General features: G+C 71.9%; 22 protein-coding genes. 5 read left to right on the top strand and 17 right to left on the bottom strand.

Going from position 1 to position 24179, the window contains the following annotated elements; translation table 11 throughout:
- Positions 1–130 precede the first annotated feature (130 nt).
- Complete coding sequence (locus tag ACZ7LS_RS20100) at positions 131–337, bottom strand: hypothetical protein (protein ID WP_382519909.1); 207 nt, start codon at positions 335–337, stop codon at positions 131–133.
- A gap of 187 nt (positions 338–524) precedes the next feature.
- Positions 525–794, bottom strand: coding sequence for a hypothetical protein (locus ACZ7LS_RS20095; RefSeq protein ID WP_385133114.1), 270 nt, complete (start codon positions 792–794; stop codon positions 525–527).
- Between the two features lie 205 nt (positions 795–999).
- Between ACZ7LS_RS20095 and ACZ7LS_RS20090 the strand changes: the two genes are divergently transcribed.
- Positions 1000–2220 (top strand): serine/threonine-protein kinase, encoded by a 1221-nt coding sequence (locus ACZ7LS_RS20090; protein ID WP_385133169.1) that lies wholly within the window; start codon positions 1000–1002, stop codon positions 2218–2220.
- Between the two features lie 18 nt (positions 2221–2238).
- Here the strand turns inward: ACZ7LS_RS20090 and ACZ7LS_RS20085 are convergent, their stop codons facing one another.
- The 8 genes from ACZ7LS_RS20085 to ACZ7LS_RS20050 form a co-directional block, all read right to left on the bottom strand.
- Complete coding sequence (locus ACZ7LS_RS20085; RefSeq protein ID WP_382519913.1) at positions 2239–3057, bottom strand: TrmH family RNA methyltransferase; 819 nt, start codon at positions 3055–3057, stop codon at positions 2239–2241.
- A gap of 47 nt (positions 3058–3104) precedes the next feature.
- Entirely contained in the window at positions 3105–4334 is a 1230-nt protein-coding gene (gene cobA, locus ACZ7LS_RS20080; RefSeq protein ID WP_382519914.1) for a uroporphyrinogen-III C-methyltransferase, read from the bottom strand.
- A 382-nt stretch (positions 4335–4716) separates the two neighbouring features.
- Positions 4717–8136 (bottom strand): nicotinate-nucleotide--dimethylbenzimidazole phosphoribosyltransferase, encoded by a 3420-nt coding sequence (gene cobT, locus ACZ7LS_RS20075; RefSeq protein ID WP_385133110.1) that lies wholly within the window; start codon positions 8134–8136, stop codon positions 4717–4719.
- 343 nt (positions 8137–8479) lie between these two features.
- On the bottom strand, positions 8480–9700 hold the full coding sequence (cbiE, locus tag ACZ7LS_RS20070) for a precorrin-6y C5,15-methyltransferase (decarboxylating) subunit CbiE (protein WP_382519917.1): 1221 nt from the start codon (positions 9698–9700) through the stop codon (positions 8480–8482).
- A gap of 208 nt (positions 9701–9908) precedes the next feature.
- On the bottom strand, positions 9909–10547 hold the full coding sequence (locus tag ACZ7LS_RS20065) for a GNAT family N-acetyltransferase (RefSeq protein ID WP_382519919.1): 639 nt from the start codon (positions 10545–10547) through the stop codon (positions 9909–9911).
- Between the two features lie 147 nt (positions 10548–10694).
- Entirely contained in the window at positions 10695–11555 is an 861-nt protein-coding gene (locus ACZ7LS_RS20060; RefSeq protein WP_382670202.1) for a MetQ/NlpA family ABC transporter substrate-binding protein, read from the bottom strand.
- Positions 11556–11634: 79 nt separating this feature from the next.
- Positions 11635–12306 carry a methionine ABC transporter permease gene (locus tag ACZ7LS_RS20055; RefSeq protein ID WP_382519922.1) on the bottom strand — a complete coding sequence of 224 codons (672 nt, stop codon included), beginning with the start codon at positions 12304–12306 and terminating at the stop codon, positions 11635–11637.
- A complete protein-coding gene (locus tag ACZ7LS_RS20050; protein WP_385133106.1) occupies positions 12303–13433 on the bottom strand; it encodes a methionine ABC transporter ATP-binding protein in 1131 nt (376 codons plus the stop codon). Before ACZ7LS_RS20050 ends, ACZ7LS_RS20055 begins: the two co-directional genes overlap by 4 nt.
- Positions 13434–14113: 680 nt before the next feature.
- Between ACZ7LS_RS20050 and ACZ7LS_RS20045 the strand changes: the two genes are divergently transcribed.
- Together ACZ7LS_RS20045 and ACZ7LS_RS20040 are read left to right on the top strand one after the other, a co-directional pair.
- The gene (locus tag ACZ7LS_RS20045) at positions 14114–14473 is read left to right on the top strand and encodes a hypothetical protein (RefSeq protein ID WP_382519926.1); all 360 of its coding nucleotides are present in this window, start codon (positions 14114–14116) and stop codon (positions 14471–14473) included.
- 4 nt (positions 14474–14477) lie between these two features.
- Complete coding sequence (locus tag ACZ7LS_RS20040; RefSeq protein ID WP_382519928.1) at positions 14478–14891, top strand: hypothetical protein; 414 nt, start codon at positions 14478–14480, stop codon at positions 14889–14891.
- Positions 14892–15022: 131 nt separating this feature from the next.
- Here the strand turns inward: ACZ7LS_RS20040 and ACZ7LS_RS20035 are convergent, their stop codons facing one another.
- The 3 genes from ACZ7LS_RS20035 to ACZ7LS_RS20025 form a co-directional block, all read right to left on the bottom strand.
- Positions 15023–15541 carry a GNAT family N-acetyltransferase gene (locus tag ACZ7LS_RS20035; protein WP_382519929.1) on the bottom strand — a complete coding sequence of 173 codons (519 nt, stop codon included), beginning with the start codon at positions 15539–15541 and terminating at the stop codon, positions 15023–15025.
- A gap of 37 nt (positions 15542–15578) precedes the next feature.
- Positions 15579–16157: an RNA polymerase sigma factor gene (locus ACZ7LS_RS20030; RefSeq protein ID WP_382519931.1), complete on the bottom strand. Its 579-nt coding sequence runs from the start codon at positions 16155–16157 to the stop codon at positions 15579–15581.
- 128 nt (positions 16158–16285) lie between these two features.
- Positions 16286–17449 (bottom strand): glycerophosphodiester phosphodiesterase, encoded by a 1164-nt coding sequence (locus ACZ7LS_RS20025; RefSeq protein WP_382519932.1) that lies wholly within the window; start codon positions 17447–17449, stop codon positions 16286–16288.
- A 299-nt stretch (positions 17450–17748) separates the two neighbouring features.
- Between ACZ7LS_RS20025 and ACZ7LS_RS20020 the strand changes: the two genes are divergently transcribed.
- Complete coding sequence (locus tag ACZ7LS_RS20020; protein ID WP_382519934.1) at positions 17749–18369, top strand: lysophospholipid acyltransferase family protein; 621 nt, start codon at positions 17749–17751, stop codon at positions 18367–18369.
- 64 nt (positions 18370–18433) lie between these two features.
- On the opposite strand, the gene ACZ7LS_RS20015 is transcribed toward ACZ7LS_RS20020, so the two are convergent.
- Both ACZ7LS_RS20015 and ACZ7LS_RS20010 read right to left on the bottom strand, forming a co-directional pair.
- Positions 18434–19975, bottom strand: a complete 1542-nt coding sequence (locus tag ACZ7LS_RS20015) for an MFS transporter (protein WP_382519936.1) — start codon at positions 19973–19975, stop codon at positions 18434–18436.
- A complete protein-coding gene (locus ACZ7LS_RS20010) occupies positions 19972–20520 on the bottom strand; it encodes a TetR/AcrR family transcriptional regulator (RefSeq protein ID WP_382519938.1) in 549 nt (182 codons plus the stop codon). Before ACZ7LS_RS20010 ends, ACZ7LS_RS20015 begins: the two co-directional genes overlap by 4 nt.
- A gap of 129 nt (positions 20521–20649) precedes the next feature.
- Here ACZ7LS_RS20010 and ACZ7LS_RS20005 point away from each other — a divergent pair, with 129 nt between their 5' ends.
- Positions 20650–21186, top strand: coding sequence for an HAD domain-containing protein (locus ACZ7LS_RS20005; protein ID WP_385133100.1), 537 nt, complete (start codon positions 20650–20652; stop codon positions 21184–21186).
- Positions 21187–21306: 120 nt separating this feature from the next.
- Here ACZ7LS_RS20005 and argH read toward each other — a convergent pair whose 3' ends face one another.
- Both argH and ACZ7LS_RS19995 read right to left on the bottom strand, forming a co-directional pair.
- Positions 21307–22734, bottom strand: coding sequence for an argininosuccinate lyase (gene argH / locus ACZ7LS_RS20000; RefSeq protein WP_385133097.1), 1428 nt, complete (start codon positions 22732–22734; stop codon positions 21307–21309).
- Between the two features lie 83 nt (positions 22735–22817).
- Entirely contained in the window at positions 22818–24011 is a 1194-nt protein-coding gene (locus ACZ7LS_RS19995; RefSeq protein ID WP_356514003.1) for an argininosuccinate synthase, read from the bottom strand.
- Positions 24012–24179: the final 168 nt, after the last annotated feature.

Genomic DNA, 24179 nt, shown 5'->3' with positions numbered 1-24179 from the left:
GGACAGCGCGATGGCCGGTCAGCTCCCCAGCTGACCGGCCAAACGCTGCCGTCCGCCGCACCCCCGTCCCCACGGGGTTGTTGGCCGGATGTCCCCGATCCGGGCCGCTCTCCCGGATCCGGAGCGCCACTCAGCGCCCCAGCATCACGCCCACGGACGACGCTTGTGTCACCACTGCATCCCAGCCGCCGAAGACGACCACCAGCAGGGCAGCCAGAGGAAGGACCATGGCGGTCGCCACCAGGGGGTGGCGGGTGCCGGACCGGCGCCCGCCGAACGCGGCGAACGCCTTGCGTCCCTGCGTACGGATCATCGCCCGCGATGCCGTGTCCGCCATGGTCCCTCTCCTGTCCTGTTCCAAGAGCGGCGAGTCTCCGACCTCGGGAGACGAGTACCGCACCCGCCGCTTGACCTCAACATTAGGGAGCGGGCGGGCCCCGGTCGTCATGCCCGCGTACCCCTTGCCGGGCCTCCCGGAGGATGAGCCGGACGCCGGTACGTACTCCCCTGGGTGGAGAGGGGCCCTAGTACCCCGGGGCATCCCTGACGGGGCGCTCCTCGGAGCACTCCGAGGACTCCACCCGGGGCACCGGCTGCTCGACCAACGCGAGGACCCGCGTGGCCATGAAGCGCGCCGTTCTGATCACCCCTCCGCTGCGGGTGACTTCGCTCACTTCCACCACTCCCCGGCGCACCGCGGTCTCCACCCTGCGGCCCGCCCGGCTCGCCACCACTTCGTAGGTCCGTGTCGTGTCCCCCGCGTCCACGACTATCTCCACCCGGTCACCCTTCACGATCCAATCCCCCTTCTGCGTCAGACCTTTGAGATCACGCACGGGCCGGAGGACCTGGGCTCCGCCACTCCCCTGACCACCACTCAAGTTTCCCACCCGGCACTGACAATCGGTCCGTGCGCGAGGGCGCGGCCTATGAGCGCGCCGGGGCGCGGGTACGTAAGCTGTGCCACGTCACACGGACGACCGGGCAGCGGGGATGGACATGGCGATGATGCGGCTCCGGCGCGAGGACCCGCGTGTCGTCGGTTCGTTCAGGATTCACCGGCGGCTGGGCGCCGGCGGTATGGGGGTCGTATACCTGGGCTCCGACCGGCGCGGTCAGCGGGTCGCGCTGAAGGTGATCCGGCCGGATCTGGCCGAGGATCAGGAATTCCGGTCGCGGTTCGCCCGCGAGGTCTCCGCCGCGCGGCGGATCCGGGGCGGCTGTACGGCACGGCTGGTGGCCGCGGATCTCGACGCGGACCGCCCATGGTTCGCCACCCAGTACGTGCCGGGCCCCTCGCTGCACGACAAGGTCAACGAGGAGGGCGCGCTCTCCGCGGCCGAGGTCGCCTCGGTGGGCGCGGCGCTCTCCGAGGGGCTGGTGGCCGTGCACGAGGCGGGCGTCGTCCACCGCGATCTCAAACCGTCGAACATCCTGCTCTCCCCCAAGGGTCCGCGGATCATCGACTTCGGCATCGCCTGGGCGACGGGCGCGAGCACGCTGACCCATGTCGGCACGGCCGTCGGGTCGCCGGGCTTCCTCGCCCCTGAGCAGGTGCGCGGGGCGGCGGTCACCCCGGCCACGGACGTGTTCTCGCTGGGCGCCACGCTGGCGTACGCGGCGACCGCCGACTCCCCGTTCGGGCACGGCAGTTCCGAGGTCATGCTCTACCGGGTGGTCCATGAGGAGGCGCATCTCGACGGGATGCCGGACGCGCTCGCTCCGCTGGTGCGGGCCTGTCTCGCCAAGGATCCGGAGGAACGTCCCAGCACGCTCCAGCTCTCGATGCGGCTCAAGGAGATCGCGGCGCGGGAGGCCCAGGGGCTCTCGGCCGGCCGGCCCCCCGTACAGCGGACGCGGAACGGGCAGGAACTGCCGACCGGCCGGCTGACCGAGCGTTATACGGAGCGGAGCGCCGAACTCGGCGCGCCGGGCCGTGCGCCGGGACCCTCCGGTGGCCAGGCGTCGCGTCCCGGGCCTTCCCGGGGTACGGGCCCCTCCCCCCGTACGGGCGGTTCCTCCCCCCGCAACGGCTCGCAGCGCCCGCCGCGGTCCCGGGGCGCCGTGCGTACGGGCAGCGGCCGTCCGAAGCCCGGCCCCCGGACGGGTTCGGGCAAGCTGCGGCCCGCCAACCCGCGCCTGCTGCGGCAGCGGCTGATCGTCTTCGTCGTCGTGACCCTGATCGTCGCGCTGGGCATCGCCGCGGCCCAGCAGCTCTGAGCCGTACGGCCGCCGCCGTCAGCTTTCCGGGCGGCCCGTCGTGACCGCGTAGAAGGCGACCGCCGCCGCCGCGCCGACGTTCAGCGAGTCCACGCCGTGCGCCATGGGGATACGGACCCAGGTGTCGGCGGCGCCGAGCGCACGCCCGGACAGCCCGGCGCCCTCCGCGCCCAGCATCAGCGCGACACGCTCCAGCCGGTGCGGAGCGACCTCGTCCATCGGGACCGCCCGCTCGTCGGGGGTGAGCGCGAGCAGCCGGAAGCCGGCCTCCCGTACGGTGTCCAGCGCCCGTGGCCGGCCGTCGAGCCGGGCGTACGGGACGGAGAACACCGCGCCCATCGAGACCTTCACCGAGCGGCGGTAGAGCGGATCGGCGCAGTCCGGGGAGAGCAGTACGGCGTCCATCCCGAGCGCTGCGGCGCTGCGGAAGATCGCGCCGATGTTGGTGTGGTCGTTGACCGCTTCCATGACGGCGACGCGGCGGGCCGTGCGGAGCACCTCGTCCACCGTGGGCAGTGGCTTACGGGCCATGGAGGCGAGGGCGCCGCGGTGCACGTGGTAGCCGGTCACGCGTTCGGCCAGCTCGGGGCTGACCGCGTACACCGGGGCCGTGGCCTCGTCGATGATGTCCCGCATGGTGTCGACCCACTTGGCCGACAGCAGCATCGACCGCATCGGGTAGCCGGCCTGCCCCGCCCGGCGGATGACCTTCTCGCCCTCCGCGATGAACAGCCCTTCGGCGGGCTCGCGCCTGCGGCGCAGCTCGACATCGGTCAGACCGGTGTAGTCGCGCAGACGGGGGTCGTCGGGGTCGTCGACGGTGATGAGTTCAGCCACGGGGTGCTACTGCCTTGTCGGTGAGTGGGGTGCGGGGCGGACGGGCCTCAGGTGCCGTCCCCCAGGGCGACGACCTCGCCGATGACGATGACGGCCGGGGGCCGGATCTCCTCGGTCCGCACGACCTCCGCGACCGTCGCGAGTGTGGCGTCCACCCTGCGCTGGGCGGCCGTGGTGCCTTCCTGCACCAGCGCGACCGGGGTCCCGGGAGCCCTGCCGTGCTCGACGAGCGCCTGGGCGATCGCGCCGATCTTGTCCACGGCCATCAGCAGGACGAGCGTGCCGCGGAGCCGGGCGAGCGCCGCCCAGTCGACGAGCGAACGGTCGTCGTCGGGGGCGACATGGCCGCTGACGACGGTGAACTCGTGGGCGACGCCCCGGTGTGTGACGGGGATTCCGACCGCGCCCGGCACGCTGATGGAGCTGGAGATACCCGGCACGACGGTGCAGGGGATACCGGCGGCGGCCAGCGCGTGCGCCTCTTCCATGCCCCGTCCGAAGACGAACGGATCGCCCCCCTTGAGCCGGACCACGGCCTTGCCCGCCTTGGCGTGCTCGATCAGCGCGTCGTTGATCGCCTCCTGGGCCATGGCACGGCCGTACGGGATCTTCGCGGCGTCGATCACCTCGACGTGCGGCGGCAGTTCGTCCAGCAGGTCGCGCGGGCCGAGCCGGTCGGCGATCACGACGTCCGCCTCGGCGAGAAGCCTGCGGCCGCGCACGGTGATCAGGTCCGGGTCGCCGGGGCCGCCGCCGACCAGGGCGACGCCGGGGGTACGGCTGCGGCGGTGCGGGGCGGCGAGTGTGCCGTCGCGCAGCCCCTCGACGATGGCGTCCCGCACGGCGGCGGAACGACGCGGGTCGCGCCCGGTCAGCACGGCCACGGTGAGGCCCTCGCTGCGGCCGGTCGCGGGCGTCCAGGCGGTGGCGGCGTCCGCGTCGTCGCTGCGTACGCACCAGACGCGACGGCGCTCGGCCTCGGCGGACGCGGCGCGGTTGGCGTCCTCGTCGCTGGACGCGACGAGGACGTACCAGGCGTCGGCGAGGTCACCCTCTTCGTAGCGGCGGCGCTCCCAGCGGATCTCGCCGGCCGCGGCCATGGCCTCGACGGAGGCCTTCGCGGACGGCGACACCAGCACGATGTCCGCACCGGCCGCGATGAGCGCGGGCAGCCGGCGCTGCGCGACCTGCCCGCCACCGACGACGACAACGCGCCGCCCGGCCAGGCGGAGTCCGACGGGGTAGGCGGGATGCGCGTGCGCGGCGTGCTCGGGCATGTGGGTGGTGACTCCTCGGGCGGACGGGGTGTGAAGTGGCTGGTGGGGCGCGTCTAGCTTACGGCGGGGGGTCGTGGTGCGGGTGCGCCGTTGTGGTGCCGGGCTCCGAGCCCCTCCCGCCCGTGGCACGCTCGCCCCGCGCACGGCCGGGTCAGTCCGTGACGGGCGGTGAAGGGAGCGGGCAGGGGGCGTGTCCGGGACACCGAAGCGCGAGGTGCGGCGCGCGACGCCCGAGCCCTCGACTGGGCGGAGTCGCGCCGTACCTCGTGCCGTCCCGGGCGCGAGGCCCGGCGCGCAGCCCGGCAACAACCCGGCGACGACCCGCACCGGACCACCGGCCCCGGCCAGAACGCACCGGGACCCACGACCCCCTGCCGGGAGGCTACTTCTCGGTGACGCCCGCCGAGTCGAACGTCGCCACCTCATGCATCGCCCGTGCCGCGCTCTGTACCACCGGAAGCGCCAGCAGCGCGCCCGTGCCCTCGCCCAGGCGGAGGTCCAGGTCCACCAGCGGGCGCAGGCCCAGTTTGTTGAGGGCCGCGACATGGCCCGGCTCCGCGCTGCGGTGGCCCGCGATGCAGGCCGCCAGTGCCTCCGGGGCGATCGCCCGTGCGACCAGCGCGGCCGCGCCGGCGCTCACGCCGTCCAGGATGACCGGCGTACGCAGCGACGCGCCGCCCAGCAGGAATCCGACCAGCGCCGCGTGTTCCAGGCCGCCGATCGCCGCGAGGACGCCGACCGGGTCGGACGGGTCGGGCTGGTGGAGGTCGAGACCCCGGCGGACGACGTCGACCTTGCGGGCGTGCATCTCGTCGTTGATGCCGGTCCCCCGGCCGGTGACCTCCGCGGGGTCCTGGCCGGTGTAGACACAGATCAGCGCGGCCGACACGGTCGTGTTGGCGATGCCCATCTCGCCGGTGAGCAGGGCCTTGTTGCCCGCGGCCACCAGATCGCGCGCCGTCTCGATGCCGACCTCGATCGCGGCGAGGACTTCCTCGCGGCTCAGCGCGGGACCCGTCGTGAAGTCGGCGGTACCGGCGCGGACCTTGCGGGGCAGCAGGCCGGGTGTGGCCGTGAGTTCGCCCGCGACGCCCACGTCGATGACGCAGACCTCCGCGCCCACCTGGTTCGCGAACGCGTTGCACACCGCGCCGCCGCCGAGGAAGTTGGCGACCATCTGGCCGGTCACCTCCTGCGGCCACGGGGTCACGCCCTGCGCGTGCACACCGTGGTCGCCCGCGAAGATCGCGACGGCCGCCGGTTCCGGGATGGGCGGCGGGCAGAGCCGGGACAATCCGCTGAGCTGGGCGGAGATGATCTCCAGCATGCCGAGCGCGCCGGCGGGCTTGGTCATCCGCTTCTGCCGCTCCCACGCCTCGCCCAGCGCCTTGGCGTCCAGCGGGCGGATACCGGCGATGGTCTCCTGGAGCAGGTCGTGCGGCTCCTCGCCCGGCAGGGCGCGACGGCCGTAGGTCTCCTCGTGGACGACCCAGGAGAGCGGCCGGCGCTTGGACCAGCCGGCCTGCATCAGCTCGGGCTCGACCGGGAACTCGTCCACGTATCCGACGCAGAGATACGCCACGACGTCGAGGTGCTCCGGCAGCCCCAGCGCGCGTACCATCTCGCTCTCGTCGAAGAAGCTGACCCAGCCGACGCCGAGGCCCTCGGCGCGGGCGGCGAGCCACAGGTTCTCCACGGCGAGCGCCGAGGAGTACGGGGCCATCTGCGGCTGGGTGTGCCGGCCGAGGGTGTGCCGGCCGCCGCGCGTGGGGTCGGCGGTGACGACGATGTTCACCGGTGTTTCGAGGATGGCCTCGATCTTCAGTTCCTTGAACTGCTTGGCCCGGCCCTTGGGCAGCGCCTTGGCGTACGCGTCACGCTGACGCTGCGCCAGCTCGTGCATGGACCGCCGGGTCTCGGCGGAGCGGATGACGACGAAGTCCCAGGGCTGGGAGTGGCCGACGCTGGGCGCGGTGTGCGCGGCTTCCAGGACGCGCAGCAGGACCTCGTGCGGGACGGGGTCGGAGCGGAAGCCGTTGCGGATGTCACGGCGCTCGCGCATCACGCGGAGCACGGCGTCGCGTTCGGCGTCGTTGTAGCCGGACGGGGCCGCGGTGCCTTCCTGCACGACGGGCGCGGGCTCGGGCTCGGGCGCCGTCTCGGCTTCGGCTTCGGCTTCGGCTTCGGCTTCGGGCTGAGGCTCGGGCTCCGGTACGGCGGCGGGCTCAGGCGCCGGCTCGGGGGCGGACTCCGCGAGGGCCTGCGGTTCCGGCTCCGGTTCCGCCTCGGGGGCGGACTCGGGCTCGGGGGCGGGCTCAGGCGCCGGTTCGGGCGCGGACTCCTGGACCGGCGCGGGCTCGGGCTCCGGCGCGGGCTCCTCCTGAACCGGCGCGGGCGCGGGCTCCGGCGTGGCCTCCGGGGCGGAGTCCTGGACCGGCTCGGGCTCCGGCGCGGCTTCCGCTTCCGGCGCCGGTACACGTACGGGCTCTTCCACCGGCTGCCCGGTCCGCTCGACGGCGGGAGCCGGTTCCTCCCGCGCTTCGGCCGGCTCAGCCGCACCGGCGGCCGGGGCCTCGGGCGCGGGCTCGGGTTGCGGCTCCTGAGCGGGCTCGTGCTGTTGCTCCGCCGCGGGCGGTTCCGGGGCGACCGCGACCGGCTCGGGCAGCGGTTCCGGCTCGACGGCCGCCGCCACCTCTGGCGCCGGCTCGTCCGGGACGGCAACGGGCTCGGGGGCGGGGTCGGGGGTGGTCTCGGCCACGGGCTCGGCTTGAGCCGCCGGCTCCGGGACGACCGTTTCTGCTGCCGCCTCCGGCGCCACGGCCACGGCCACAGCCGCGGGCTCGGCGGCCGGCGGCTCGGCCGACCACGGGGCCCCGGCCTGCGGCGGGATCTCGCTCAGCTGCGGCCCCGCGAGAACGGCGGACTCCTCACGCGGGACGTCCAGATACTCCGGGCCCGGGGTGGCCGGTCCCTGTGCCTGGGCGCGTACCCGGACGGCCTGCGTCGGCGTGCCCGCGGGCCCCCGGTCGGCGAGCGAACGGACCACACCGCCCGTCGGGTCGGGCACCGGCGGGCCCATGTGCAGCGGACGGCGCATCGGCGCCTGGGCGGGAGCGGGGGCGGGCGCGGATGCCGGTACGGGCGGTGGCATACGTACGCCGGTGAGATCCACCGAACCGGAGTCCCGGCCCCCGGCCTCATGGGCTCCCGGCTGGTGCGGTGCCGGCCCGGGCTGCGCGGTGTCCGCCACCCCTTCGGTCACGACCGGCGCCGCGGGCTCCACGGGGGCGGCGGGGGCGGCGGGGGCGGCGGGCGGTGCGAACGCGGTCTCCGCGGCCGGTACCTGCTCCGGCCGCGCGGGCTCGGCGGCGAACTCCTGCTGCGGCTGGTACCCGTCCGGCGCCTCGGCCCGGACCTGTGCCACCGGCTCCTGGATCGGCGCCGGCTGTTCTATGGGCGGCATCTGCTGCTGGATCAGGGCCTGCTCGGGAACGGCGTACCCCTCGGGCGCCGCCGGGGCGTAGCTCTCCGGCGCGGCGGCGTACCCGTCGGGCGTCACGTACCCCTCGGGCGTCACGTACCCCTCGGGCGCGGCGTAGGCGACGGGCACCTCGCCCGGCACCACCTGGGGGTCGTTCCAGCCGCCCTGGGCGCTCGGCATGAGGAGGAGGTCTTCGTCCTCGGCGACGGGTGCGGAGGGGTCGAGGTAGGTGTACGCGCCGGGAGCGGGGATGCCCGGCTGCTCCACCATGCCTGCGTTCTCCGGCAGTCCCTCGACCGGGACCTGGCCGGTGTCAGTCATGTGCGTACCCCTCGCCCATTGGTTCTGCTCCTTCAGCCCTTCCACCGGGGCGCCCGATCCGCGGCGCTTCCGGCGCCCGTCATGCACAACGAGCGTGGGCGCCGGGCGGCACGAAAGCCCGCTTCGGCCCCGGTGTCGGGCTCCCGCGGTCTTTCAGGGCCCTGGTGGTGGTATCCGCCACGGCCCGCTGTGGACTGCGCCACGTGGCGCGTCCCCCGGTTGTCGCCGTACCACATCAGGGCTCAAAACGGGCCCCTTTTCCGGACATTGACGAACGAAGTGACGAACGCCCGGCTGCTGTACAACGATCGGCCAGCCTACCTCGCGCGGCGCGGAAGCAGGGTCAGGGGCCGCTTTCCGGACGCCTGCCGGAGACGAGGAAGACGACGGAGCGCTCGCGTTCGGACCAGTCGCCGGTGTCGAGGCCGACTGACTGGAGCAGTGCGCACTCCACCTCATATCCCCCTGCCGCCAAGGCCGTTCCGACCGCCTCGGCCTCGTCCCGGGTGGCCGCGTGGGTGACGATGCGCTCGGGCCTGCGGTCGGCGCAGGCGATGACCACATCGACGCCGCCGCCGCCGATCCGTACGACATCGGGCTCGGGCAGCCGCTCCAGTGCGTGCGGCGCCCGTCCCTGGACGACCTGGAGCTGTACGCCGGCGCGGCGGGCGGCCGCGGCCGTGCTGGCGCAGGCTCCCGGCTCGTCGTCGACGGCGATGACGGCCGCGCCGAAGCGGGCCGCCTCGGCGGCGAGGGCTCCGCTGCCGCAGCCGATGTCCCAGACGAGATCGCCTGTACGGGCGCCCAGCCTGGCCAGCTGGGCGGCGCGCAGCCAGGTCGACTCGCCCTCGTCCAGCTCGATGCCGTACTCCTCGGTGGGCAGCGCCCAGCCGCGCGCGGCCGGCGGGTATCCGGGGTCGCGGCCGGCGATCCAGCCGCTGCCCGGGGAGACCGCGGTGCCGACTCCGCCGATGACGATCACCACGTTCGGGTCGCGCCAGACGTGGTCGGCGGCCTTGTCCGAGGTGAGGACGGTGACCTGTTCCCGTTCGGTGCCGAGCTCCTCGCAGATGACGAAGGTGCGGTGGACCCCGTCGAGGAGCAGCGCGAGTTCGGCGGGGCCGGCGCCCGGGGAGGTGAGGACGGCGACCTTGGTGTGCGCCCGGCAGACGTTGACGGCGCGGCGGAGCGTACGGCGTTGGGCGACGACGACTTGGGCGTCGTCCCAGGCCATCCCGGCCCGTGCGAAGGCGCCGGCCACGGCGGAGACCGCGGGGACGACTTCGACCTCCAGGCCGTGCTCCGGGGCGCGCAGGGTGCGTACGACCCCGAAGAAGCCGGGGTCGCCGTCGGCGAGGACCACGGCGCTGCCGCGGTGCCCGGCGATCCTGCGGGCGGCGAGGTCTATCGACCCGAGGCGGATGCGCTCGGCGCCTGGCGGCACCTCGGGGAGTGCCAGATGGTGGGCGGCTCCGGCCACCAGAGTGGCGGCGGAGAGCGCGGACTTGGCCGCGGCGGTGAGGGGCGAGCCGTCCCAGCCGATCACCGTGACGCGGTCGGCCATCGTCGTCAGTCTCCGTAAAGTCGTCTCAAGCGGGCGGAAGCGGGGCAGAGGTGGGGGATCGCTGCCGGTGGTCGCGGATCGCGGGCGCCGCACGGAGCACTGTCCGTATGGCCGCGAGCGCACGGTGAGAGTACCTGGCCGGGTCGGGAGGCGGCCGGGCGGTGCGGGTGGCGGCCGGGTGAGGGCCGGGCGGTGCGGGTGGCGGCCGTCAGTTCCAGTCGGTGAAGGACGCGTAGCCCGTCGCGTCCGCCATCTGTTCGGCGACGCCTTCGAGGTCCTCCGGCAGCAGGCTCCAGACGATCAGGTCGGTGCGGATGTCGGTCCAGCCGCCGTCCTCGGTCTGGGTGCGCGCTATCCAGGCGTTGCGCAGGACGCCCTCGCTGATGCAGCCGATCTTCTGCGCGACCTGCTGGGAGGCGGTGTTGCCGGCGGGGGTGCGCACCTCGATGCGTTCGAACTTCTGGTCGCGGAAAAGCCACTGGGCGACCGCGAGCGCCGATTCGGTGGCGTATCCCTCACCGCGTGCCCAGGGCGCGGTCACATAGGCGGCCTCGGTGGCGAGTGCGTGCCAGTTGGTGTTCCGCAGCCGTACGACCCCGACGAGCCGCTGGGTGAGGAACTCGGTGACGGCGAACGCGATCCCGCGCCCTTCCAGGCGTTCGGCGGGGGCGATTCCGCCGATCCACTCCTCGGCGTCTCTTCTCGTATACGGATGGGGGACGGAGGTCCAGGCGGTGACCAGCTCGTCATTCATCATCTCGATGTGCGCCGGGATGTCCGCCGGCTCGAAGGGGCGCAGCACCAACCGCTCCGTGCTGATGGAAACGTCCGGAAAGGTGGTAGTCATGCACAGCTCCATGCCTCAGTCCGTCGTAAATGCACAGCATGCAGCATCGGGTGGGGGATGCGCATGGCCGGGTCCGTACGGATGCGGAAGCCCCGTACACGACGGGCGTGTACGGGGCTCTCACCGACAAGAACGTTACTGCGGTGTCTACTTGACCGCACCGAAAGCGGGCACGATCGAGCCCTCGTAGGTGTCCTCGATGTACTTCTTCACCTCGGGCGAGTTCAGGAGCTTCGCGAGCTTCTCCACCCGCGGGTCCTTCTCGTTGCCGCGCTTGACGGCGAGGAAGTTGGCGTACGGGTTGCCGTCGGGCTTCTCCAGGGCCAGGGCGTCCTCGGCGGGCTTGAGGTCGGCCTCGATGGCGTAGTTGCCGTTGATGACGGCGGCGTCGACGTCGTTCAGGGCGCGGGGCAGCGTGGCGGCCTCCAGCTCCTTGAACTTCAGGCCCTTGGCGTCCTTGATGTCGGCGAGGTTGGCGTCGGTGCCCGCGCCGTCCTTCAGCGTGATCAGGCCGTTGTCCGCGAGCAGCTTGAGCGCGCGGCCCTCGTTGGTGGTGTCGTTGGGGAGGGCGACGCTCTGGCCGGACTTCAGCTCCTTGAGGTCCTTGACCTTCTTGGAGTAGAGGCCGAGGGGCTCCAGCTCGACGTTGACGACGGGCACGATGTCGGTGCCCTTCTTCTTGTTGAAGTCGTCCAGGTAGGGCTTGTGCTGGAAGAAGTTGGCGTCGACCTCGCCGCTCTGGGTGGCGGTGTTCGGCAGGACGTAGTCCGTGAACTCCTTGACCTCCAGCTTGAGGCCCTCCTTGTCCGCCAGGTTCTTCTTGACGAAGTTCAGGATGTCGGCGTGCGGCGTCGGGGACGCGGCGACGACGAGCGGCTCGGAGGTGTCGGCCGAGGCTCCGGCGGCGGACGAGGCGCCCGGGTCGGAGGAGGTGCCGCAGGCGCTGAGGCCGAGGGCGAGAGCGGCGGTGGCGGCGGCTGCCGCGCTGAACTTGATGGTGGTGCGCACGAAGAGTGCCTCTTTCCGGTGATACGGGTGACGTGGCCCGGACAAGGAGTGCGGGCCGGAGGGTGGAATCGGGAGCGGGTCAGGTGGCGGTACGGCCGCGGCGGGCCAGCAGCCGTACGACCCCGTCCCCGAGGAGCTGGACGACGGTGACGATCGCGATCAGGAGGACGACCGTGGCGATCATGAAGCCGTTCTCGAAGCGCTGGAATCCATAGGTGACGGCCTTGGATCCGAGCCCCTCACCGCCGACCGCCCCGGCCATGGCGGAGTAGCCGATGAGCACGATGACGGTGGTGGTGACGGCGGACACGAGCGACGGCAGGGCCTGCGGCAGCAGCACCTTGCGGACGATGGTGGGGATCGAGCCGCCCATCGCCTGCACGGCCTCGACCAGTCCGTGGTCGACCTCGCGGATCGCCGTCTCGACGAGTCGCGCGAAGAACGGGATGGCACCGATCGCCAGCGGCACGATCATCGCGGTGGGGCCGATGAAGGTGCCGACGATCAGGGTGGTGAACGGGATCAGCGCGATCAGCAGGATCATGAACGGCAGCGAGCGGCCGATGTTCACGATCACTCCGACGGCCTTGTTGACCACGGCGTTCTGGAGCAGTCCGCCCTTGTCGGTGAGGACCAGCAGGATGCCGAGGGGCAGCCCGCCGGCGAGAGTGACGAGCGCGGACCAGAGCACCATGTAGAGGGTGTCGATGGTCCCCTGGGACAGCAGCGGCTGCATTTCCGACCAGGTCACTTGGCATCTTCCTTCACCGGTGCGGGGCTCTGCGCGGGGACGGTGGCCGCGGCGGCCTCTTCGTCGGAGCGGGCGTCGGCGGCGGCGCTTGTGTCCGCCTCCGTCGCCGCGTCCGCGTCGTCCACGATCTCGGCCTGGAGTCCCTGCTCGCGCAGGAAGCCGATCGGTACGACGTTGTCCTCGTAGGCGCCGGGCAGTTCGATGCGCATCCGGCCGATCTGCCGGCCCCCGACGGTGTCCATCGCGGCGCCCAGGATCGATATGTCGATGTTGTAGGTCCTGGCGAGCTGGGAGATCACCGGCTGGGTGGCGGCGGCGCCGTGGAAGGTGACGTCGAGGACCGTACGGCCCGGGCCCGTGGCCGTGCCGCCCACCGGGAACAGCTCCTGCGCCAGCTGCGATCCAGGGGTGGCGAGCAGTTCGCCGACCGTGCCCGACTCGACGATCCGGCCCTTGCGCATCAGCGCCGCCGAGTCACAGATCGTCTTCACGACCTCCATCTCGTGCGTGATGAGCAGGACCGTCAGTCCGAGCTGCCGGTTGAGGTCGCGCAGCAGCTGGAGGATCGAGCGGGTGGTCTCCGGGTCCAGGGCGCTCGTCGCCTCGTCCGAGAGCAGCACCTTGGGGTTGCCCGCGAGCGCGCGGGCGATACCGACCCGCTGCTTCTGACCGCCGGAGAGCTGGGCCGGATACGCCGTGGCCTTGTCGGCGAGACCGACCAGTTCCAGCAGTTCCAGGGCGCGGCGCGTACGTTCCCGGCCCGCCACGCCGAGGATCTCCAGCGGCAGTTCGACGTTGTCCCTGACCGTGCGGGAGGACAGCAGATTGAAGTGCTGGAAGACCATGCCGATCGAACCGCGCGCTTGGCGCAGTTCCCTGCCCGCCCGCCGTCCGCGGCCGGCGAGTGCGGTGAGGTCCTGGCCGTCGACGGTGACCGTGCCGGCGGTGGGGCGTTCGAGGAGATTGACGCAGCGGATGAGCGAGGACTTCCCGGCGCCGCTCTGTCCCACGACCCCGAAGACCTCGCCCTCGCGGACATGCAGGTCGACGCCGTCGAGTGCGGTGACGTCGCGGCCGTGCGACTGGGCGGACCGGTAGATCTTCGTCAGGCCCGTAGTAGTGATCACAGGGGTTTCCATCACTGTCGAGTGCGCGGCGAGGAGTCCGCCGGGCACGGGGCATTCGTCATTCCGGCATGGCGCGCTGACGCGGTGGGTGACCGGGAGGCGGCGCACGCGGGGGCGGGCACGATGCGCCGGGCGCGTTCGGGCCATGGCTCTCATGGCCTTCACGGGTCCGGACGCGGCTCGGCCGTCGGGGTCTCGCTTCGGGGCGCGAGGCTCAGGCGGGGGCCCTCAGTTGGCGCACATTCGACACAGACAACGAGCACCGGGCGTGTGGTTCGCCTCGGTCGCGGGGACGCGGTAGCTCGTTGTGGTCATGCCGTAAGTAAAACAGACGTACGTTCCGACCCCCGGGGGCTGTCCGTATAGCGGACGCCGCGGTCGCGGCATACGGACACCGCGCCGAGGTCCGCGAGGCCGCGCGGCGGCGGTCACCGGGCGGCGCGTATGCCCGTGCCACCCGCTGTGACCTGCACGGATATCGCGAGGTGGGGAACGGAGGCTCCGGCCGGGGCCCGGCCGGAGCAGTCGCCCTCTGTGGCCAAGGCCACGGTTCCCGGGGCGTGGCCACCGCCCGTACGGGCACGAAGGCGCCGCCCGTACGGGCGCGGGCGCGGGGAAGGGCCCGGCGGCCGCACGGGGGCGGAGGCGGCGGGTCTTTCGCCCCGTAATACGCTCGCCCCATGCTTGTCGCCCTGACGGTCGCGGTCTGCGTGGCCGCGCTCGCCCTCGCCGCCTGGTGCGGCTTCGCCGCCTACCGCGACCAGCCCACCAAGGACTGGCACTTCATCGGCATGGCCGTGGTGTCGGTGCTCGCGCTGGCGCAGCTGGTCGTCGGGATCGTTCAGCTGGCGCGCGGCGAACAGGCCGACGAGGGCTCGGTGATCTTCGTCTCGTATCTGCTGGGCGCGCTGTTCGCGGTCCCCGCGGCCGGGTTCCTGTCGCTGAGCGAGCGGACCCGCTGGGGCTCGGTGACGGTCGCCGCCGGAGCGGTCGTCCTGGCCGTGCTGGAAGTACGGCTGTACGACATCTGGGAAGGCTGACGACATGACCACCGAAGGCGCCGACGGGGCTCAGGTCAGGCTGGTCCGAGGACCCGGACTGCTGCTGGTCTGGCTGTACGGCGTGATGTCGGTCGGCGCGGTCTCCCGGTCCGCCTACCAGATCGCCACGGAATTCGACCGCGCGCCGCTGGCCTACGCGCTCTCCGGTGTCGCCGCCGTGGTCTACGCGTTCATCACCTACACGCTGGTACGCGGCGGGGAGACGGCCCGGAAGGCCGCTCTGGTCTGCTGCGCCGCGGAGCTGGTGGGCGTCCTGACCGTGGGGACGTGGACACTGGCCGATCCGTCGGCCTTCCCGGACGCCACCGTCTGGTCCGACTACGGGATGGGCTATCTCTTCATTCCGGTGCTGCTGCCCGTCACCGGCGTTCTGTGGCTGCGCAGGTCCCGCCGGTAGGCGGCCGCAGCGCCCCCGCGCCGGGTGACCGGGAAGCGGACCGCGTTCCCGGGTGATCGAGAAGCGGAATCCCCTTCGTACCCCTGAGGCCGTGCCACTGGAGTCGTGCCGCCGGGGATTCCGCCCTCACGTCAGGCGCTGGCGACGTACGCGCCCACGGCTGTGGCGTCTTTCGCGGCGTCCTTCTCCAGGGTGACGAGTCTCAGTCGCGGACCCGCCTGTTCCGTCGACACCGGGGCGTAGCCACGGCTGCGGTAGAGCCGGAGGTTGCCCTCGCTGCGGTGGCCGGTGAAGAGCTGGAAGCGCTCGGCGGCCGGCTGCGCCGCGAAGTGCGTCTCGATGGCGTCGAGCAGCCGTCCGCCGAGGCCGTGGCGCCGCATCCGGGGATGGACGATGAGCTTGGCTATCCGGGCGGTGCCCGTCGCGTCGATACTGCCGCGCACCGACGCCACCACTTCGTCGCCGAGCCTGGCCACCAGGCCGTGGCCCTCGGCGAGTTCGGCCCTCAGGTCGTCGAGCGTCTGGGTCAGGGGCTCGATGGTGTAGTCGCCGTACAGCTCGGCCTCGTTCTGGTAGCACAGGTACTGCAGCTTCAGGATCTGTTCAGCGTCCTGCGCTCTCGCCGCTGAGATGGTCACGCTCATGCCCATGTGTGCATGCCTCCCGCTCACTTGGTCCGCCGGTGGTCTACCGCTCCTTTCCCCCGAGTTCAGGAGCCGCAACCTCGGCGGCCAGCATTCTGCGCAGGCATCCCAGGCATCTGGAACGTAACGGTCCCAAACTGCCCTGTGACATACCCAACTCCCCCGCGATCTCGCGGTAGGTGAGATCCTCCGGCGACAGCATCGCGGTCAGGACCAGCGGACAGCGGCCGGGAGTACGGCCGACCGCCGCGCGGAGCGCCTGCCTCCGGTCGGTGCGCAGCGCGGCGCCCTCGGGGTCGGACTCGGGCCCGGCGGCCGGTTCGTGGCCGTACGGGAGTTCGCGGGCGGCGGTGCGCCGGGCTCGGCGGGCCTCCGCCCGTACGACGTCCCGTACCCAGCGCGCGGTGTCGCCGGGCCAGGGCTCGGCGGCCGGCCGCTCCAGCAGCCGTACCCAGGCGGCCTGTTCGAGATCTCCCGGCTCGGCCCCGGCCCCCGGCGCCTCCGCCGCCGCCTCCGCGCGCACCAGCGGAAGCAGCGCGTGGACGAGAGCCGACGACCGCGCGGAGTCCGACGACCGCGCGGGCTCCGGCGGGTGCGCGCCCGCCGGCGGGCGGTACGCCACGGGCTGGGGCGGTCGGGGAGCGGGGAGGGGCCGGGCGGCCCGGACTGGCGTCATGCCCGCCGTGACGTCCGGGCGGCGACGGGCGGTTGCTCCCCGGCCGGGCGGTCACCCGACCGGGGCACGCGCGGTCAGCGGCTGACGAAGTCCGCCCGCGCCAGCAGACCGGTGTCCGGGTTGTCGGTGAAGATGCCGTCGATGCCCTGCTCGAAGTAGGCCCGGAACGCGCCGAAGGCGTCGCCGTACGCGTTCGGGTCCGTACCGCGCCGGAAGTCGGCGGGCAGGAAGGCGTTCTCGTCGCGCAGCGTGTACGGGTGGAGGATCAGCCCCTTCGCGTGCGCGTCCCGTACCAGCGTGGTGGGCGTGCCCAGCTTGCCCGCGGCGTCCTTCGGGATGATCAGGTCGAGCGTCGGGCCTATGCCCTGCGCGTAGGACGCGATCCACTTCAGGCCCTCGGGCTTGACCAGATCGGCGACGGTGCGCGGGTCGTTCGCGACCTTGAAGTCCCACGGGCGGGTGCCGGCGGCGTCGAGCAGGACGACGCGCGGCGAGGAGACCAGCTTCGCCATCCGCTGCATGCTGCTCGGCTCGAAGGACTGGAGGAAGATGGCGGAGTCCTTGCGGTCACGCCCGTAGCGGCGCAGCAGCTTCGCGAGGGGCTCCTCCAGGCCGAGGCCGAGACCGCGGAAGTAGGTGGGGTGCTTGGTCTCGGTGTACAGCCAGATCTTGCGGCCGAGGCGGCGGCCCTGCTCGTCCGCCCAGCGCAGCACCTCTTCGAAGGTGGGGATCTCCCAGCGGCCGTCGTAGAGGGTGTTGCGCTGCCGGACGCCGGGGATGCGCTCCTTGGCGCGCAGCGTCTTCAGCTCGGCGAGCGTGAAGTCCTCGGTGAACCAGCCGGTGAGGCTGACGCCGTCGACGCTCTTGGTGGTCTTGCGGCCCGCGAACTCCGGGTGGTCCGCGACATCGGTCGTGGCCGTGATGTCGTTCTCGTGACGGCACACCAGATGGCCGTCCTTGGTGGGCACCAGGTCCTGCTCGATCACATGCGCGCCGAGGTCGAGGGCGAGCTGGTACGAGCCGAGGGTGTGCTCAGGACGGTAGCCGCTGGCGCCGCGGTGGCCGATGATCGTGGGTACGGGCAGGGCCGGCTCAGCAGGTCCGTGGCCGCCTCGTCCCCGTTCGGCGGCCTGCTCGGCCGCCTGCGCCGAGGCGGGCAGCGCCACGGCCGCCGAGCCGAGCACCGCCGCTCCCAGTACGGTCCGCCGTCCGGGCGTATTCCGCGCACCCTGTGTCATGAACGCTCCTCGATGTGATGTCCCGCACCTGTCAACGACTGCCAAACGAGGGCCGAGCGTAGGCGGCCGCGCCTTCCGTACGGGAGACCCCGGGCGAACGTGGCGGAAACTCACGTCAACAGCGCGTATCAGGTCGGTGAACCCGATGTGCGCTCGTGTGGAGTTGCGAGTACCGTCCTCACCTGCAGAGATTTAGAGGCGGCCGCAAGCCGGCCGTCCCACAACATCGCACGACACCGGAGGACCCGTTGTCCCGCTTCGCGCTCATCAAGGCAGCGCTCGGACCGATCATGCGCCTGATGTTCCGCACCCGTGTGGAAGGCGCCGAGAACATTCCGGGGAGCGGGCCGGTGATCCTCGCAGGCAACCATCTCACCTTCATCGACTCGATGATCCTGCCGCTGGTCTGCGACCGTCAGGTCTTCTTCATCGGCAAGGACGAGTACGTCACGGGCAAGGGCCTCAAGGGCCGGCTGATGGCCTGGTTCTTCACCGGTGTGGGCATGATCCCGGTGGACCGCGACGGCGGCCGGGGCGGGGTCGCGGCGCTGATGACGGGCCGTCGGATCCTGGAGGGCGGCAACATCTTCGGTATCTACCCGGAGGGCACCCGCTCCCCCGACGGCCGGCTGTACCGGGGCCGTACGGGCATCGCGCGGCTGACGCTGATGACGGGCGCCCCGGTGGTGCCCTTCGCGATGATCGGTACGGACAAGCTCCAGCCGAACGGCTCGGGCATGCCCAGGACCGGCAAGGTGACCGTGCGCTTCGGCAAGCCGATGGAGTTCTCGCGGTACGAGGGCATGGACCGCGACCGCTATGTGCTGCGGGCGGTGACGGACTCGGTGATGACCGAGGTCATGGGGCTGTCGGGGCAGGAGTACGTGGACATGTACGCCACGAAGGCGAAGGCGGCCTAACCCGCCGGGCGCGGCGGGAGACCCCTCCCGCCGCGCCCGGCACCCCGCGTCTTCGCAACACGCCCTAGTGCTCCGCGCCTTCCTCCAGCTTCTGGCCGCGCAGCAGGAACCAGGCCGCCACCGACGTGACCAGCAGCACCACCGCGCCCACGCCCGCCGCGAAGCGCAGACCGTCCACGAACGCCTCCTGTGCCGCCGCCACCAGCGCCGCGCCGGTGTGCCCGGGGAGTCCGGCGGCCGCCTCGACGGCGCCGCCCAGGGACTCGTGCGCGGCCGAGGCCGCGTCGGCCGGGGTTCCGGACGGGGTGGGGAAGCCCCGGTAGACGCCGGTGACGATCGAGCCGAGCAGCGCGATGCCGAGCGCCGCGCCCAGTTCGTACGCCGTCTCCGACACGGCGGAGGCGGAACCGGCGTGCTCCTTGGGGACGCTGGAGAGAATCACGTCGGCGGTGACGGTGAAGGAGAAGCCCGCGCCGACGCCGACGACCAGCAGGACGGCGCCGAGGAGCGGATAGCCGGTGGACTGGCTGATCGTGACCAGCGCCGCGAGTGACAGCCCGATCGCCGCGAGCCCGCCGGCCACCACGGACCGTACGGAGTAACGGCGGGCGATGTTCCCCGCGAGGAGTCCCGCCACCACCGCGCCGACGGCGGCGGGCAGTTCGGCCAGCCCCGCCTCCAGCGGCCTGCGGCCCTGTACGAGCTGCAGATACTGCGACAGGAAGAAGACCAGCCCGGAGAGGCCGAGGATGGTCAGCAGGTCGGCCAGTACGGCGCCGGAGAAGCCCCGGTGGTGGAAGAGCCGTATGTCGAGCAGCGGGGCGGGCAGCGTGAGCTGGCGCCGTACGAACCAGTAGAGCGCGCCCGCGCCCAGCAGGCCCACGACGACGACGTCCCAGCCGGGCCCGTGCGCCGCCCCTTCCTTGATCGCGTAGACGACGCCGACGATGCCGACGAGGGAGAGCAGCACGCTGGTCAGGTCCCAGGGACCCGGCGCGGGGTTCTTCGACTCGGGCAGCGTCTTGATGCCGACGATCACCAGGACGGCCATCACGGGCAGGTTGATCAGGAAGACCGAGCCCCACCAGAAGTGCTCCAGCAGGAAGCCGCCGACGACCGGACCGACCGCCGCGCCCGCCGAGGCCATCGCGCCCCAGATACCGATGGCGAGGCTGCGTTCCTTGGGGTCGTGGAAGATATTGCGGATCAGGGCGAGGGTGGCGGGCATGAGCGTCGCGCCCGCGACACCCAGCAGGGCCCTGGCCACGATCATCATTTCCGGGGTGGTCGCGTAGGCGTTGAGCACGGAGACCCCGCCGAACGCGACCGCGCCCGTCAGCAGCAGCTTCTTGCGGCCGATCCGGTCACCGAGGCTGCCCATGGAGACCAGCAGGCCGGCGATGACGAAGGAGTAGATGTCGCCGATCCACAGGAGCTGGGTACCGGTCGGCTTGAGGTCCTCGCTGAGGAACGGGGTGGCGAGGCCCAGTACGGTGGCGTCGACGGCCACCAGGAGCACGGCCAGGACGAGCACGGAGAGCGCGATCCAGCGGCCGGGACGGGGCGCCTGATCGCTCTCCGTCACGGTGAGATGGCTGCTGGTCATGCGTTCACACTCCGTCGCGCTCCGCCGAGCAGCAACTCGGCGATCATGTACTGGAAATCCTTGGGTGCCGCGCGGCCGTCCTGGACGGTCCAGGCGCCGGCGCTGATCAGTCCGTAGAAGGCGTCCGCCAGCCAGGCGTGGCTGAGGTCGATCCGGAACGCGCCCTGCTCCTGCCCGCGCCGGAACAGCGCGGAGATCCGGGCATCGGCGCGGTTCCACCCGTCGTAGACCTCGCCCTCGAAGAGCTGGTTCTCGGTGAGGAGGAAGGCGAGCAGCCCGGCGGAGGGCTCGACGCAGGCGATGAGCCGGCGCAGCGCCTCGTCCGCCGGGCCCTCGTCGAGCCGGGCGCCGTCGAGGGCCGCGTCCAGCTCCCTGAGGCCCAGCTCCTCCAGCGCCTTGATCAGCGCGTCCCGCCCGGCGAAGTGCCGGTGCAGGGTCGCCCGGCCTATCCCCGCGGAGCGGGCGACCTCGTCCATGGTGGCGGTCGCCCTGCGGGTGAGGAGGGCGGCAGCGGTGCGCAGCACCTGTTCACGATCGACCGTCATGAGACGACCATAACCCACCTGAGACATAGATGTCTCATTCGATACAACGTTGAACCACCACCCGGAGCGCACCCCGGGCACTACCCAGAGGGGAAGAACCCGCGTATGAAGTCGCGTATGAAGTCGCGTATGAACTCGCGTGAGAGCACGCGTACGAAGCCGCTGCTGCTGATCGATGTCGACGGTCCGCTGAACCCGTATCTCGCGCTGACGGCCGAGCGGGCGCCGGAGGGATACGCCCGGCACTGGACGCGGCCCTCGGGCTGGCCCGAGGATCAGCCGCTGCCCGTGCTGCTCAACCCGGAGCACGGGGTGGAGCTGCTGGCGCTCGCCGACCGGTACGAGCTGGTCTGGGCCACCACCTGGGAGGACGACGCCAACGCGTGGATCGGGCCGGTCCTCGGGCTGCCGGAGCTGCCGTACGTCGAGTGGTCCGGCCCGGAGCCGAGGGGCGTCCCTCTCGGGACCTTCTGGAAGACGCCGTACGTACTGGAGTACGCGGCCGGCCGGCCCTTCGCCTGGGTCGACGACGAGATCACCTCGTACGACCGCGCGTGGACGGACCAACGCCACCTCGCCGCCGCCCTGTTGCTGCGTATCGATCCCGGGACCGGGCTGACCTGGCCGGACTTCGACACGCTCGCGGAGTGGGCGGCGGCGCTGTGAAGGGCGGCGCTGTGCATGACGGGCCGCACATGGCCGGTGGCTTCCCGGTGGCTCCGGAAGAGCCGGCTGCTTCGTGGCGTCCGCCTGCTTCTTGGCGTCGGCCTACTTCTTGGCGTCGGCCTACTTCTTGGCGTCGGCCCAGGCGTGCTGTATCACCAGATCGGCCTTGACCTCGGAGAGCTGGACGGCGACCGCCGACGGGGCCGTGCCGCCCCGGCCGTCGCGGGAGGCCAGCGAACCCGCCACATCGAGCACCGTCCGCACGTCGGGAGTGAGGTGCTCGGAGATCTTCGTGAACTGCTCGTCCGTCAGCTCGGCCAGCTCGATACCGAGCGTCTCGCACTCCTTGACGCACTCCCCCGCGACCTCGTGCGCCACCCGGAACGGCACACCCTGCCTGACCAGCCACTCGGCGATGTCCGTGGCGAGCGAGAAGCCGGCCGGGGCCAGCTCCGCCATCCGCTCGCGGTTGACGGTGAGCGTCGCCATCATGCCGGTGAAGGCGGGCAGCAGGACCTCCAGCTGGTCGCAGGAGTCGAAGACCGGCTCCTTGTCCTCCTGGAGATCGCGGTTGTACGCGAGCGGCAGCGCCTTCAGTGTGGCCATCAGCCCGGTCAGATTGCCGATCAGCCGGCCGGACTTGCCGCGCGCCAGCTCGGCGATGTCCGGGTTCTTCTTCTGCGGCATGATCGAGGAGCCGGTGGAGAAGGCGTCGTGGAGGGTGACGAAGGAGAACTCCTTCGTGTTCCAGAGAATGATCTCCTCGGCGATCCGCGACACGTTGACACCGATCATCGCGGTGACGAAGGCGAACTCCGCGACGAAGTCACGGGAGGCCGTGCCGTCGATGGAGTTCCCCACCGAGCCGCGCTCGAAGCCGAGGTCGGCGGCGACCGCCTCGGGATCGAGCCTGAGCGAGGACCCCGCCAGCGCGCCGGAGCCGTACGGGGAGACCGCCGTGCGCTTGTCCCACTGCCGCAGCCGCTCCGCGTCGCGGGACAGCGACTGCGCGTGCGCCAGCACATGATGGGCGAAGAGGACGGGCTGGGCGTGCTGGAGGTGCGTACGGCCGGGCATCGCCACGTCCGGGTGCGCCTCGGCGAGACCGACCAGCGCGTCCTGGAGGTCCGCGATCAGTCCGCCGATGATCCGGGCGTGGTCGCGGAGGTACATCCGGAAGAGCGTGGCGATCTGGTCGTTGCGGGACCGCCCGGCGCGCAGCTTGCCGCCGAGGTCGGCGCCGAGCCGCTCCAGCAGCCCGCGCTCCAGCGCGGTGTGGACGTCCTCGTCGGCGACGGTGCCGGTGAACGAGCCGTCGGCGACATCCGCCTCCAGCTGGTCCAGACCGGCCAGCATGCGGGTCAGCTCGTCGGCGGTGAGCAGCCCGGCCTTGTGCAGCACGCGGGCGTGGGCGCGGGAGCCGGCGATGTCGTAGGGCGCGAGCCGCCAGTCGAAGTGGACGGACGCGGACAGGGCCGCCAGCGCTTCCGACGGCCCGTCGGCGAACCGGCCGCCCCAGAGCCGGACATCACCGTTGCTGCTGCTCACTGCTGCTCCTCAGAAGGGATCGGGAAGTGCGACCGCCTCCCCGCCGCGGAGGAACGGGGAGGCGGACTGTCAAACGGTTCGGATCAGGCGAGGTCACGCCGGGCGGCGATCTTCGACGAGAGGCCGAAGATCTCGATGAAGCCCTGCGCCTTGGACTGGTCGAAGGTGTCGCCCGAGTCGTAGGTGGCGAGGTTGAAGTCGTACAGCGACTCGTCCGACTTCCGGCCGGTGACGACGGCCCGGCCGCCGTGCAGGGTCATCCGGATGTCACCGGTGACGTGCTGGTTGGCCTCGTTGATGAAGCCGTCCAGGGCGCGCTTGAGCGGGGAGAACCACAGGCCGTCGTAGACGATCTCGCCCCAGCGCTGCTCGACCTGCCGCTTGTAGCGGGCCAGCTCGCGCTCGACGGTGACGTTCTCCAGCTCCTGGTGGGCGGTGATCAGCGCGATGGCGCCGGGAGCCTCGTAGATCTCGCGGGACTTGATGCCGACGAGCCGGTCCTCGACCATGTCGATCCGGCCGATGCCCTGGGCGCCCGCCCGCTCGTTGAGCTGCTGGATCGCCTGGAGGACGGTGACGGGCTTGCCGTCGATGGCGACGGGCACGCCCTCCTTGAAGGAGATGATGACCTCGTCGGCCTCACGGGGCGTGGCCGGGTTGGAGGTGTACTCGTACACGTCCTCGATCGGACCGTTCCAGATGTCCTCCAGGAAGCCCGTCTCGACGGCGCGTCCGAAGACGTTCTGGTCGATGGAGTACGGGGACTTCTTGGTGGTCGCGATCGGGAGGTTCTTCTCCTCGCAGAAGGCGATCGCCTTGTCACGGGTCATCGCGTAGTCGCGGACCGGGGCGATGCACTTCAGATCCGGCCCGAGCGCGGTGATACCGGCCTCGAACCGCACCTGGTCGTTGCCCTTGCCCGTGCAGCCGTGGGCGACGATGCCGGCGTCGTGCTTCTTCGCGGCGGCGACGAGGTGCTTGACGATCGTCGGCCGGGAGAGTGCGGAGACCAGCGGGTAGCGGTCCATGTAGAGGGCGTTGGCCTTGATCGCCGGGAGGCAGTACTCCTCGGCGAACTCGTCCTTCGCGTCCGCGACCTCGGCTTCGACGGCACCGCAGGCGAGCGCGCGCTTGCGGATGACGTCCAGGTCCTCGCCGCCCTGGCCGACGTCCACGGCAACGGCGATGACCTCGGCGCCCGTCTCCTCGGCGATCCAGCCGATGGCGACGGAGGTGTCCAGGCCGCCCGAGTAGGCGAGTACGACGCGCTCGGTCACGGGTTTCTCCTTACGGTGCATTCACTGACAGGTATAACTATGCGATGCACCGTATTGTTTTGTCAACGTGCTCCCCCGCGGGCCTCCGCAGGGGGGAGCAGGAGGGCCCGGTGCGGCGGGCGGGGCCGTCCCACCCGTTGGAAACGGTCTTCCTTCCGGGCCCTCGGC

This window comes from Streptomyces sp. NPDC039430 (assembly GCF_055639435.1).
This window is presented reverse-complemented; position numbering and strand designations above follow the sequence as displayed.